Annotated in this window: 14 protein-coding genes; 6 read left to right on the forward strand and 8 right to left on the reverse strand. The window is 66.7% G+C overall.

Annotation, left to right across the window (positions count from 1 at the left end; genetic code table 11):
* Positions 1-133: 133 nt before the first annotated feature.
* The 3 genes from KEG38_RS47485 to KEG38_RS47495 all read right to left on the reverse strand — a co-directional run bounded on the left by KEG38_RS47485 (position 134) and on the right by KEG38_RS47495 (position 2,379).
* Positions 134-1,123 carry a hypothetical protein gene (locus KEG38_RS47485; protein ID WP_272427528.1) on the reverse strand — a complete coding sequence of 330 codons (990 nt, stop codon included), beginning with the start codon at positions 1,121-1,123 and terminating at the stop codon, positions 134-136.
* Between the two features lie 255 nt (positions 1,124-1,378).
* Complete coding sequence (locus KEG38_RS47490) at positions 1,379-1,657, reverse strand: hypothetical protein (protein ID WP_272427529.1); 279 nt, start codon at positions 1,655-1,657, stop codon at positions 1,379-1,381.
* A gap of 17 nt (positions 1,658-1,674) precedes the next feature.
* Positions 1,675-2,379, reverse strand: a complete 705-nt coding sequence (locus KEG38_RS47495) for a DUF1775 domain-containing protein (protein ID WP_272427530.1) — start codon at positions 2,377-2,379, stop codon at positions 1,675-1,677.
* A 170-nt stretch (positions 2,380-2,549) separates the two neighbouring features.
* On the opposite strand from KEG38_RS47495, the gene KEG38_RS47500 reads away from it, so the two are divergent.
* On the forward strand, positions 2,550-3,062 hold the full coding sequence (locus KEG38_RS47500) for a hypothetical protein (RefSeq protein ID WP_272427531.1): 513 nt from the start codon (positions 2,550-2,552) through the stop codon (positions 3,060-3,062).
* A 108-nt stretch (positions 3,063-3,170) separates the two neighbouring features.
* Here KEG38_RS47500 and KEG38_RS47505 read toward each other — a convergent pair whose 3' ends face one another.
* Genes KEG38_RS47505 through KEG38_RS47515 form a run of 3 tightly spaced genes read right to left on the reverse strand, consistent with a single transcriptional unit; the run spans position 3,171 to position 6,994 of the window.
* Positions 3,171-4,475 (reverse strand): hypothetical protein, encoded by a 1,305-nt coding sequence (locus tag KEG38_RS47505; protein ID WP_272427533.1) that lies wholly within the window; start codon positions 4,473-4,475, stop codon positions 3,171-3,173.
* Positions 4,476-4,492: 17 nt separating this feature from the next.
* The gene (locus tag KEG38_RS47510) at positions 4,493-5,548 is read right to left on the reverse strand and encodes an outer membrane protein assembly factor BamD (RefSeq protein ID WP_272427534.1); all 1,056 of its coding nucleotides are present in this window, start codon (positions 5,546-5,548) and stop codon (positions 4,493-4,495) included.
* Positions 5,549-5,584: 36 nt separating this feature from the next.
* Positions 5,585-6,994: a serine/threonine-protein kinase gene (locus KEG38_RS47515; RefSeq protein ID WP_272427535.1), complete on the reverse strand. Its 1,410-nt coding sequence runs from the start codon at positions 6,992-6,994 to the stop codon at positions 5,585-5,587.
* 378 nt (positions 6,995-7,372) lie between these two features.
* Here KEG38_RS47515 and KEG38_RS47520 point away from each other — a divergent pair, with 378 nt between their 5' ends.
* Positions 7,373-8,284, forward strand: coding sequence for an RNA polymerase sigma factor (locus KEG38_RS47520; RefSeq protein WP_272427536.1), 912 nt, complete (start codon positions 7,373-7,375; stop codon positions 8,282-8,284).
* A 142-nt stretch (positions 8,285-8,426) separates the two neighbouring features.
* Here KEG38_RS47520 and KEG38_RS47525 read toward each other — a convergent pair whose 3' ends face one another.
* Entirely contained in the window at positions 8,427-8,696 is a 270-nt protein-coding gene (locus tag KEG38_RS47525; protein WP_272427537.1) for a hypothetical protein, read from the reverse strand.
* 45 nt (positions 8,697-8,741) lie between these two features.
* Between KEG38_RS47525 and KEG38_RS47530 the strand changes: the two genes are divergently transcribed.
* The 4 genes from KEG38_RS47530 (at position 8,742) to KEG38_RS47545 (ending at position 11,954) form a co-directional block, all read left to right on the forward strand.
* A complete protein-coding gene (locus KEG38_RS47530; RefSeq protein WP_272427538.1) occupies positions 8,742-9,557 on the forward strand; it encodes a hypothetical protein in 816 nt (271 codons plus the stop codon).
* A gap of 42 nt (positions 9,558-9,599) precedes the next feature.
* Positions 9,600-10,727, forward strand: a complete 1,128-nt coding sequence (locus KEG38_RS47535) for a hypothetical protein (protein ID WP_272427539.1) — start codon at positions 9,600-9,602, stop codon at positions 10,725-10,727.
* A gap of 450 nt (positions 10,728-11,177) precedes the next feature.
* On the forward strand, positions 11,178-11,534 hold the full coding sequence (locus tag KEG38_RS47540) for a hypothetical protein (protein WP_272427540.1): 357 nt from the start codon (positions 11,178-11,180) through the stop codon (positions 11,532-11,534).
* 15 nt (positions 11,535-11,549) lie between these two features.
* Entirely contained in the window at positions 11,550-11,954 is a 405-nt protein-coding gene (locus tag KEG38_RS47545; RefSeq protein ID WP_272427541.1) for a hypothetical protein, read from the forward strand.
* Here the strand turns inward: KEG38_RS47545 and KEG38_RS56270 are convergent.
* The gene (locus KEG38_RS56270) at positions 11,911-12,168 is read right to left on the reverse strand and encodes a helix-turn-helix domain-containing protein (RefSeq protein ID WP_372518240.1); all 258 of its coding nucleotides are present in this window, start codon (positions 12,166-12,168) and stop codon (positions 11,911-11,913) included. The two genes, KEG38_RS47545 and KEG38_RS56270, sit on opposite strands and share 44 nt — an antisense overlap.
* Between the last annotated feature and the right edge of the window lie 180 nt (positions 12,169-12,348).

Below are 12,348 nucleotides of genomic sequence, written 5' to 3' on the forward strand. Positions count from 1 at the left end.
CCATGCGCAAGCTGCTCGGTGCGGTCTACAGCGTCGCGAAAAACCGTCGACCCTTCACGCCGCAGCTCGCCGCTGCGTCGGTTACGGACTGACGATTTTTCTTGCGTGGGGGTCCCGGTATCTCAGGTCTGCGTCAGGGGCTCCCGCAGAGCTCGTTCGAGTCGACGCTTGCGATGCCGCCGGCCTTGCATTGTGCGCGATAGCAGTAGACGGTCGCGGACGAGTACGCGCCGTCGTCGTGCTGCTCGATCGTGCTGCCTCCGAGCGTGTAGACGAGCGAGAACGCGCCGCCGTTCTCGTTGCGGAAGAGGAGGATCTTGTCGCAGCCCGCTGCGGTCCACGTGACGTGGAGCGCGTCTCCCATCGGGATGAGGCCGACCAGCACGGGAGGGGTCGGCGGGGGTGGCGCGTCGTAGGAGCGGGGCCAAACCAATCGTCCGGGCGCCCCCTCGGTCCCCTGCTCGGTATGGCATTTGTTGCAATCCCCGTCCGTCTGGGGCCCGTTCATGGAACGCGTGAGCCCATTCGCGACAAGCCGCGCCGTGTAGGGGACGGGCACGCCCGCCGCGACGGCGCTCGACATGAAATTGCCGGCGGCGTTCGGCGTGAGCGTCATCGTCACCTTGCCCATCGCATCGAGGATTTCGACCTTCGCGCCGGGAGGCGGCGGGCTCATGCAGAGGTCTTTCTCGTGGAATGCAGGAAAGACCGTGCCCATGAAGAAGTAATTGAAGTTCGACGCCTGGGTCTTGTGACACGCGCGGCATGCGAGACCCGGATTCATTTGCGCGGTCGGGGTCGCGTTCGGATCCCAGGTTTTGTCGCTCGCGCAGGTGGTCTCCGCCGGTTTGGCGGGGATGGCCCCGCACGTCCCCGGCGGCATACCCGCCGCCACCCACTGTTCGAATACCGCCACCTGACCCGCGGAGGCAGGGGGTTCGGAGAAAGGAGGCATCGGCGCCACCGCCGACTTCATCCGTTCGAGGCTCCGCTTACCGACGGTTTTTCCGGAGCTCATATGCGGCGCGAGAAAGTCGTGTCGTGAGAGCAGGGGCGCGGGCGCGCCCGCGGCGACCGGGGACGAGTGGCAGTTCGAACAGACCTGTTCGACGACCTCTCGCACGTCGCAGGGAAGTTCATTGGGTCCCAGGTCGATGACGCCGCCATCGCCTCCGGCTCCCCCGGAACCCCCGCCGCCGTCGGGTGCATCGGGAACGACGGCAGGGAAAGGTTCGAGGGTGCACCCCCAAAAGGGCGCGGCGACGAGCGGCAGCAGGTGAATGAAAAAATTCCGAATGCGCATGGGCCTACGGAGTATCACCGAGCGCGCGACACTCGGCCATGCGACGTTCTGTCGCATCCCGCGCCGCGGCCGGCTTCACTGCGGCAGGCTGAGACCGGGCGGGACGTACTCGCAGGGCAACTTTCCGCTCGGCGGCCTCGGCAACGCGTCCGGTTCGTCGAGGCACGGAACGAGCGCGGTGGGCTGCTCGCCGCCCGTGCCCCCGCCGCCCCCGCTTCCGGAACTCCCGCTTGACGAGCTGCCGCCGCCGCTGCCGCTCGACGCGGAGCTGCTGGTGCTCGTGTTTTGCGAGGCCTCGTCGGAGCACCCCCAAAGACAGGCCAGCGCGATCACCACAAAGAGCCAACGTTTCATGACGGCTCCCTTCGTGGTTAGTAACGGACCCAGATTTCGTCGTTCGCCTTCACCCCGTCCGCCGGGAGCAACGTGACGCCGGACGTGCCTTTGATGAGGTCGACGGTGTTGTCGTTGAAGCTGTAGGCGTCCGCGCCCCGCCACACGATGAGAGCGTGACTGAAGAAGACGCTCAGGTCCGCGATGTCGGCGGGCACGGTGTATTTGTTCCAGCCCGGGAGGTGATCCGGGACGATGGCCTGCGCGGCGGCGGGCTCGCCCATCTCGCCCGGCAGCGCGACCCATTCGGCGTACGAGAGCGTCGCGTCGGCGGCGCGGCAAACCTGATGGACCTTGTAATAGATCGAGGTGAACGGCGCGTTCGGCACCCTCGCGCGGAACGCGAGCGTGTAATAATTGGTGTCGCCGGGGAGGGCGTCCACGTCGTCCTTTTGCCACGTCACGGTCGTCACGAGCGCGGGATCCGCCGCGTCGTACGTGAGCGAGGTTTTGCCGAAGTCGCTGAACATCGGGCGCACCGAGGTCATGCCCTTCGGGATTTCGACCGTGATGGCATACGTGTCCGAGCCTTCGCAGCCGTGGCCGACGCTGAGCTCCACGAGGGTGGTCTTGCCGGCGATGGCCGTCGGGCTCACCGCGCTGATGTGCGCCTCTGCCGCGGCGCTCATCGCGAGCGCGCCCGCGAGGATCAGGAACTTGAGCGGCGTGTGTTTCATTTCCATGTTCTCCTTCGAAGCCGTGGCGAAGGACTAACATGCGAGGCGGGAGAGCCCGTGCGTCATGATGTCGCACGGCAAGCGAGCGGCAGAGGCGCGTGGTAGTGCCGACGCAAATGCCTCGAACGTCTTGCAACACGAGGAGCACGGTGCTCGATCGACATCATCGGGGAAGGGTGGAGCGCCTGGCTTCGGCGGCGAGCGCGCTCGTATTTCTCGCCTCGGCGAGCTGCGCCCGTCGCGACGAGGAGGCCTCGAAGCCGGCGCCGCATCCATCTGCCTCCGGGGCGCCGCAAGTGATGGCGCCGCAGGTGAGCGGCGAAAGAGGCTCGGCGGTCGACGCCGAGCCGCAGCCCGATTTCATCAAGCATCGTCCGGTCCACATGAAGCCCGCGTGCTCGAGTTCGAGCGAGAGCGCCGCGAGCGACGGTCATCACCGCTGCGTCGCGCTGACACTACGCTGTCCCGAGCTCGACCGGGGCGAGTCGGTGTGGCTGGCGACGACTCCGCCCGTGACAAAGGTCAAGTTGCCCGAAGGATCGCGGGGGCTACGCGTCACCGGCGAGGACGAGGTCTCGGCGACGGTCTGCTGCAAGGCCACGAGCGCCGAGCCGCGGCCTGTCAAAGCTCAGATCAGGCTGTTCACCAATGAAGTGGCCGGCTCGGTCCACACGATCGACTGCCCTTGAATTGAGCCGGCGCCGACCTCGGATCCGACCTCCGAGGTTCCATCCCCCCTGACCCGGCGTGACCCGCGGAGCTCCGCCGTGGACCTGCTGCGGTCACCGCCGCGCGTCTCAGTCGGTGGCGCAGGCGCCAAAGACGCCCGAGCAACCCAATGGCTCGGCCGTGTTGAGGACGCAGGTGGTGCAGTTCTGCGATGGCTCGATTCCCGTGCAGAGGTTGTCCCCGCACACGGACTTGCACGCGCCCCCTGCTTCGCAGCTACAAGCCCAGAGTAGGTTGTAGAGATCCTGTGCATCCATGCCATTGGGCGTCGCGCAGCTCGGGATCAATGGATCCTGCGTCAGCTCGGCGCAGGACTCGGTGCACCCAAAGGTGAGGCACGGATCCGGCGGTGGAGGCGCCGACGTGCCGATGCCGCCGAGGATCGCAGGCGTCATCCGGAAGGCCATGCCGATCGAAATCGCGTCACACTCGACAGCGGGGTCGTGGACCCCGCTGAGCGGCATATCCGAACTCTGACGGATCTGGTTCACGATGGACTGCAACGTGGGGGAGAAAGGATCGCAGAACGACTCGTCGAAGTGCGGCATCATCTTCGACATTTCGTGGATGTATTCTTCGCGATCCATGACCCCGCCGAGCATGCAGGTGGCGCTCTGATAGCTCGGGTCGAAATCGAGCTCGAGGCGCGCCTGACGGAGGGGAAACACCGTCGACGTATTCAGCCACGGGAACCTGAGATCGAAGCTCCCGCCCGTCACGCTCCGCAACTTCGTGCCCACGATCTCGACCTCCGGGTACACATTCATGGCGGAGACCAGGAAGTCGGGGTCGAGAGGCCAGGCGTCGGCCCCGTCGAAGTTCGGCGGCGCCCCGCGCTCGCTCGCCAGGTAGAGCTTCGCCGACGTCCTGCAGCTTTCCCCCGGCGAGAAATGGTCGATCACGACGAGCACCGTGAATACCCCATTCGTGATGGACTCGTTCATCTGCGCGGATGCGTCCGGGGAAATGCCGAGCAAAACCGGCAGCACGTTTTTCCCAAACGAATTGTCGATGCCGTCATTGCCATCGGGATACACCGCGGCAGGCGAGCCGCCCGCCACGGTCTTGCACAGGTCTGTCGATTCCTTCGTGGAACTCCGGCCATCGAGATCGAACCCGTATTGCTTCCACCCGGAGGTCGGCTCCGGCGTCCCGTCGAGAGCCGTGTCCCCCAGGTAGAGCTTCTGAGCCGCCATCACCCAGGTCGAGCCCCCGGTACAGAAAGGCAATGCCGGGGCACTACCGCCCGCGCCCCCAGCGCCCCCAACGCCCCCCGCGCCGCCTCCGCCGCCGGTGCCGCCGACGCCCTCGGGCGGCGGGTTCACCTCGAACGTGACACATCCGGCGAGCAGACACGCCGCCACAAAGGCCATGGGCCCCGCATTCCGCTTCAGAAAAGCCCGCGCCATACGACACCTCCCATCTGGGGACCCGCGATCGGCACGAGCATCGACGCGTCGCTCCGCCGCTTGCTCGACACGAGCGCGACGGAGGCCGCGACGACGCAGCCGAGCCCGAGCGTCCCGAGGCCCACGCCCACGCCGAGGCTGCGGTTCCATCGATCGCCCATGCTCGTCAGGCTCGCGAGGGAATCCTCTCCCAGCTCGCACGTGCGCCCCGGGCAACGCGCTTCGAGCTCACCTTGCGCGTCCGCCCAATCCACGACGAACCCGATACCCACGCCGAGCGCCGCGATACCCACGCCTCCCACGGCCCAGGCCCACGCGCCCCGTCCCTCGGCCCCGCTGTCTTTCTCGCTTTTCACCACGGCAGGCCCTGGACCCGTGACAGGCCCCGGACCCGTGGCAGGCCCCGAACCCGAGGGTTTCGGGGGACTCACGGGCGGGGGCGCGAACGCAGGCGAGAGGTGCACGCCCTCCACCCGCGTCTCCTCGCCGTCCTTCATCACCACGGCACGCCGCTCCCTGTCGAACCCTGGGGCCGCGAATTCGAGGACATGGCTCCCCGCGTCGAGCGGAAGGTTCACGATCCCCTCCTTCGAGGTCACGAGGGCGCCATCGATGCGAACCTCGAAGCCCGGCGTGGCGACCATGGACGAAGGGATCACCACGCGCAATCGCGCGAGCCTCGGCCCCAGCGCGGCCGCGCTTCGAAGCGCCTTCCGCTCGCGCTCGTCCTGCTTCGTCGCCGCCGCGAGCTCGGCGGCTCGGTTGTATTCGGCCCACGCGCTCGCGAGCCGCCCCCAGCCCTCGTAGCAACTCGCGAGCGTCAGCTTGGCGCCGAGGGCCTCCGGCAGGAGGCGCGTCACCGTTTCGAGCTTGGGGCAGGCACTCTCGTATTGCCTCCCGTCGAGCTCCTCGAGCGCCGTATCGTAAAGCGCTTTCGCTTCACGCACCTTGTCCTGAGACCCGGGCTGGCCGGCGGCAGGTCCCGCGACGAAGAGCGGGATCAAGAGCGATACGAAGCCAATGATTCGTTCACGCATTCGCGCCTCGACGATTGCCCTCGACGGGAGGACGCCTCAAAACATCGATTCATGCCGGCTCGGCTTCGATGGGCCGCGCTTCGGCGTGCTCGTCGCCGAAGGCCGCGGAGCCACCGGGCCCTTCGTGGTGGCCGTGGGTGCGGGGACGGTCGCCGGTGGAAGGCTCGGCGGCGGCGATTCCGGCGAGACGGTAGGCTCGGGCGCGGCCGGCGCCGCGGCGGAGGTCGTGGCCGGCGCCATCGGCACCGGGTCGACGATGACCGGGGCGCTCGCCGTCGCCGCGCCGATGGACGTGGCGGCCGCGGGCGTCTCTTCGATGCTGGAAGAGCCGTGGAGGCCGAACCACGCGAGGCCGAGGAGCAACGCAGACACCAGGGCCGCCGCCCCGGCCCACGCAAGCCACCTCCCGCCTCCGGATGTGCCTTTCGTCCCCGTCTTCTCCCACGCAGCGGCCGTCGCATCGCTCGGCGCGCCGTGCACCGCGGGAGCCGATATCGCGGGGCTACCGCTCGTGGACACGCCGCCCGGGCTCGACGCCATGACCGGACGCACGGGCAGCGGCATTGCCCCGCCGAACCCCACTTCGCCGGCCAGACCCAGAATGCCACGCAGCGCAACGGCGAGCTCCCCGACGCTCGCATACCGGTCTGCCGGCTGCTTGCGCAAGCAACGCCCGACCACCCCATCGACGGCCGGCGGCAGGTCCGGGCGAAGCTGCGTCGGAGGGATCGGCTCTTCCTGCAGGACACGCGAGACCACCTCCATCACGCTCGCCGCGAGGAACGGCGAGCGCGCGGTCAGGAGCTCATACAGGATCCCGCCGATGGCCCAGATGTCCGCCCGTGCGTCGACCGACTTCGCCCGGGCCATCTGCTCGGGCGACATGTACAGGGGCGACCCGAACGTCTGCCCGGTCCCCGTCAGATCCACCTCCTCGGGCCCCGTCTGCTTGGAGATGCCGAAATCGAGGACCTTGACACAGGGGTTCCCATTCGCGCGCCGCGTGAGAAAGAGGTTGGCCGGCTTGAGGTCGCGGTGGACGATACCGGCCGCGTGCGCCTCCGCCATGGCGTCGCATACCTGCACCATGTACGTGACGGCCTGCTCGACCGGCAATGGGCCTTGATCCCGCAGGACCGCCTTGAGATCGCGCCCTTCGAGATACTCCATCACCATGTACGGCACGTCGTCCTGCATCCGGCCGACGTCGTGCACCCGGGCGACGTGCTCGCTGCGGAGCCGCGCGGCGGCGCGAGCCTCGCGCAAGAAGCGCTCGCGTAATACGGGATCCCCGGCCCAGTTCGGGAGGAGGAACTTGATCGCGTAGAGCTCCCCCAACTCGATGTGTCGAGCGGCAACCACCACGCCCATCCCGCCTCGACCAAGGACACGTTCGACCCTGTACTTGCCAAGCAGGATGTCCCCCGGAGCAACCGGGACGGCCATGTCGGGACTCTCCACCGTGAACGAGGTTCGGTTGACGGAGGTGCGAGCTTTGCCCGCACCTGACCGCGGCCAGATTACCAAGGATCCCAGCCTGGGCCAAGAGAAGTATCTACGCCAAGTCCCCTCGGGAACCCGCATGGACTCGAACCGGGGCGCTTCGGGCAAATAACCCGCCACCTTCACTCCCGCGGCCCTGGACGCCCACCGTGGGCCGCTTGTGCAGCACGGGCAGCAACAGCCAAGCCCCTGGGCTCCTCGGCATCCTCGCAGCGCCTCGGCGTCCAGAACATAGGTTCCCCATGCCACCAATTGGCCCGCCAAACGCCAAGCCCGCCACTTTTCTCGTTACCTTGCCCGGAGCGCAGCGTTGATTTGGACATGGGACCTCCTCGATCGCCTGTGCCCCTCCTCGATCGTCTTGCCGAACTCCTCGGACTGCGCCCCGAGATCAGACGCATCGTCATGAGTGATGACGATGCGTACACGCGTGACTCCGCGGAGGACCAGGTCCAGCGCGTGTACGACAAGGCTTACCGCCACCTCCCCAACTACGAGCCGCACCCCGACGGCATGAAGCCCTGGCTCCTGACCATCACCCGCAACGTGATGAGCGACGCGCACCGCGACACGCAACGTCACGAGCGGGTGTTCGAGCCTGACGACGGGCATGTCGACACGGCCGAGACGCCGGAGGTCTCGCCCGAGCGCGCGGCGGAGCTGAAGCAGGCCTTGGAGAAGGTGATGTTCGCTCTCCGAGACATGCCCCCCTCGCAAGCTGCGGTGCTCTGGATGGTCTGCGTCGAAGAGCGGTCGCACGAGGAGGCCGGCGTGGCGCTCGGGATCTCCGAGGACGCCGCGAAGATGGCGCTCTCGCGCGCGCGGGAGTTCCTCCGGGCTCGATTCGGCAACACGCTCTTCACGGTCCCGCCTCCCGTGCTCGCGCTGCTCTCCGACTGCGTTCACTTGCTCGGGCACCTCTGGGCCTTCCTCATGGCCATGCTGTTCGCGTCGTTCGCGCTCTCGCCGCGCGAGCGTGCTCCCGAGCTGCACGCGGTGGTCACGGGACTGGCGCGCGTCGTGGCAGCCTCCGCCGCGGACGTCGCGCACGCCGCGAAGCCGGTGCCCTCGTTCGATCACGCTGCTGCATCCGTGCCTGTCATGACGCCACCCACGCCGAAGAAGCAGACGCACACGCCGCGGCGTCCCCTGGTCGACAGCGATAAGCAAGGCCGCCCCACGATCGGTTTGTCCGCGGACCAGAGGGGTTCGTCCGCGGACTCGTCCTTCTAGGATCCGAGCCTCCGAGTGTGCTAAAGATCCAAGTCCCATGCGCGTGATCGTATGCTGTTCGATCCTGCTTCTCGCGCCGCCCGCGGCGTGGGCGCAAAGCCTACCTAGCGCCACCGACGAGAGCCCCGAGGCGGACATGGAGCTACGGTTCCAGGCGCTCGCGCAGCTCGGGGACCGCGAGCGCGCCGCGGGGCGGCTGCGTGAAGCCGGAAGGGCCTACCGCCAGGCGCTCAACGTTCGGTCCGATCCGCTCGTCGCGGGGCGTCTCGGGCTCGTGCTGGTCGAGGGCGGCAGGCCCGAGGATGCGCCCGAGCTCCTGCTCTACGCGCTTCATCAGGCCCCCGCCACGACGCCCGCAGAGCGAGCAGAGCGCAGGCGCTTTTTCGACGCGCACGAGGTGGCGCGTGCTCATGGCTCGTGGGTCGAGGTGATCGTCTCTCACGCTGGCGCGCGTGTGATGGTGGACGGCGTCGATCGCAACGCTCTTGGCCGTTCTGCCTTCTGGACGTTCGTGGCGGGAGGAGAGCACGAGATTCGCGCGACCCTCGACGGCTTCGAAGAGGCCGTTGTGAAATTCACGGCGGTAAAGGGGAAAGACACGAAGATCCGCGTCCTCCTGACGCCACACACAGTGGAGCCGGAGCCGGCGATCCATGTCTCCGAGAAGGACCCGACCGTGACGTTGCCCGCGGTGGTTTCGGGGCCGGGATTTACGAAACAGGAGGATCCCTTCGCTTACGATGACCAGGCGAAGGATCCGACGAAGCCCGGCGAGAAAAACGGCTTGCGGGGTTTTGTCGGGGCGGGGCCGGTGGTGGTGTTTGGCGTGGCGTCGTGGATGCCTGCCGTCGGGGCGACGCTCGCCGGAGGGTTGCAGCCCAACGATTACGTATCGATCGGCCTGGAGGCGCGCGCGGCGTGGTTGACAGTGGGCGTCGCGGATCGGCCGATCAACGCGATGACGGCGGGTGGGATCGCGACCTTGTGCGGGCACTACAAGTGGTTCTTCGGCTGCGCCCTTGGTCATCTGGGCGTAATTCGTGTTGAATCTACATCGCGAAGCTACAAACCCGCGAGTTTCGCTGATGTCAAACCCGGAGCGGGTGGGCGCATCGGTGCCAGGGTTCGAGTCACACAGTCCTTAACGATCCACGGGGCAGCCGACGTCCTTGGACTGTCGAGCGGCGTTCAGGTGGTTGTTGGACCAACGGTCCTCTCCGATCAGCCGCCGGTCATGTTAGGCGTGCAGATTGGCGGAGGTTGGGAGTTTTAGGCTATGCGCACGGCGGTTGTATTGTTCGTTTTTAGCGTGGGTATGATCGTTGCCTCTTGCACAGCGGCGCCATCGTTCTACGACTTCGAGTGCGATCCGGATTCGTTTTTCCCGGCGCCCGAGTGCATCGACGGTGGCACGGATGCCGGAACAGACGCCGACGCCGACCCGGAGACCGAACCACAAGCTGCATGCAAAGCGCAAGGCGGTGAATGCGTCAAGATTCCCGACGACCCCGAGGCCGGTTTCTGGAGCCAGGTTCCGTTGCCCGTCTGGTTCGGCCCTGCCGCGGACATGCCGAAGGAGTGCGCCTTCATCGGGGGCGAGCAGTTCAGGCTTTACGCCGGCCTTACCGCTCCCCCCGCGCAGTGCGACCCCTGCGAATGCCAGGACGCCACGGGGCAATGCAGCGGCGTTCCGGGTGAGATCACGATCGGGGCTGGCATGTGCGGCGCAGTGGGGGCGCCGTCGCTCCCTTTTGACGGCCCGGGGGGGTGGGATGGGAGCTGTACGGATGCGAGCGCGCTACCCGCGGGGGCGCAGTGTCCCCCAGGGAGCGGCGTTCCGTGCGCGCAGTCGATCACGTTCTCGGCGCTTCCGCCTCCGGTCAACGAGAAGTGCGACGTCAAGCCGTCGCCCATCATCAAGGCGGGCGGGACGTTGATCACGGAATGGGAGACGGGTGCGGTTGCATGTCGGTCGAGCCTCGATACGTCGCTTTGCGGCGCGGGGGATCAACTATGCGTGCCCAAGGTTCTTTATCCCCACCGTCAATGCCTGTGGCAGAAGGGGAAGCATACCAAGTGCCCCAAGCCCTACGATTATGAGGGACCTCGGGTCATGTACCCGTTTCAGCCCAAGGAATCGCGCGAGTGCACAGAATGCTCCTGCGGCGCGCCGCAAGGGGGCATGTGCGTGGCAACCGTGCGCCTCTTCGACGACGGAGTCTGCTCTGGCGAGTTCCACCAGCGGATCGTCACGTCCCAGGACAGCGCCTGCGATCCCATCCTTCCAGCGGGCCGGGCGCTCGGCGGGAAGTCCGTCACGGAACACGTCTACGTCAAGGGCACGTGCGAGGCGGGCGGCGGGGAGCCCATCGGCGAGGCGGTCGAAGATGAAGAGAACGCTGTGACGTTCTGCTGTCAACAATCGTACATTTTTGACGAATAGACCTCGGGCGCACGCTCCGCAGGTACGACATCTCCCTACAAATCAGCAACGGGCGTCGTTACCCGCTGCCTCTCCGACGCGTTGTTTGTCTTTGAGGGACAACCACAAGCGACTCGCAGAAGGGGGCGGTGGGAGATGCTTTTTCTGGGCATGCGTTTTCCCATCGCCCTCTCCTGGGGGTCGCTTGTCGTCGGTCTCCAGCCGGCGACGAAAATGGAGGAACGATTGAGTGCCCTGACGGAGAGCGACCACAACGCAAGCATCGCGCACCCAAGCATCGCGCACTCGGAGCCGCCGCCTCGGGATACGGTCTTCGATCCGCCGTCGCGTTGGAGTCGCCTCCGGGCTCTGGCCGATGCCCTGGTTCGCAGCATCCGTGAACGCATCCGAGGGAGACGGCTCGCGGATCGGCTTCCTCCTCTTCCGCCGCGTCGCTCCGCGAGGTCCACCTTGGTTGCCGCGAGAGCTGTCGCTCACGACGAACGCGGCGAACAGCTCCTCCTCGATCTCGTGCGCGCCGAACCTGCCTATCAGGAAGCTGCCATCTGCGTCGCGCATTACGCCTGTGCCCTTCGGAAGCTCGGGGAGGAAGCATACGCCGAGGGGGTCGTCCACTACGCGCTGTCTCGGATGCGCGTCGACGCAGACGGGTTCGTCTCTATCGCACGCCTGCGCGACAGACTCCCGGACCTGTCGTATTCAGGAGCGCTCGTGCCTGCGCTGCATCGGCTGCAAAGCGCGGGCATCGTCTCGCTCACGTCCAACCTTGCCCGACCCGAGCGTGTGCAGCTCCGCATTCCCCTTTGAAACTCAGGAGACAAGATGCCCAGAAACAAGATGCAGAAAAATGTCGTTCCCGAGGCGTCCGAACCTGCGGAATTGTCCACTGCGTTCGCCCTCGCCAGCGACGGGAAGCTCTACTTCGCGTTCGAAAGCGTCCCACCGCCGGACCGTCTGGTGTTCGTGGGCTATGCCCTGCGTGCCGACGAGGCCACGAAGTTGGGCGCGGCGGGGTTGCTCGGTTGGGCGATGCTCCACAAACTCGCGCTTGGAAGTGATGGCTGCATCTATGTGCAAGAGGGTGCGATCGACCCCACGGGGCGTGACGTGTTCCGCGGGTTTGCCGCCACTCCGGAGGAAGCAATCCGCGCGGCCGAGGAAATTCACCGCGTTGCGTCCAATGTTACGGTCGAGGTATTCGCGAGCAAGCGTGCAGCGGCGGCGTAAGCCGGTGCGGATCACACCGGTATAGGCGCCGAATGGCCATCAGTGTCACACGATCGATCGCCGCGAGACCTTGCTCGATGCTCGACAGGTGTCCTTTCGACATCGCGCCAGCTTCGGCGAGATCCTGCAAGGACATGCCGCGCTCTTTTCGGAATTCGCGGATACGAGCGCCAACTTTCACGCAGAGTGGCTTGGCTTCGGTTCGTCTCGGCACGGTTCCTCCCTACTCGCGCATGAGGGGTGTACAAAGAGCCCTACCACGGACTTCGCGTAGAGACAAACCCCGCCGGACAAACAGAATCCTGCGGGTCGGCAAACCGGATCCGGATCCTCGTCGCGTTCGTCGTTGCCCATCTCACGCGCCAGTTCGGCTCTGCCTTCCGCCGGATCGGCG

The sequence above is a fragment of the Polyangium jinanense genome, from assembly GCF_028435265.1.
In the GTDB taxonomy this organism is placed as follows: domain Bacteria; phylum Myxococcota_A; class Polyangia; order Polyangiales; family Polyangiaceae; genus Polyangium; species Polyangium jinanense.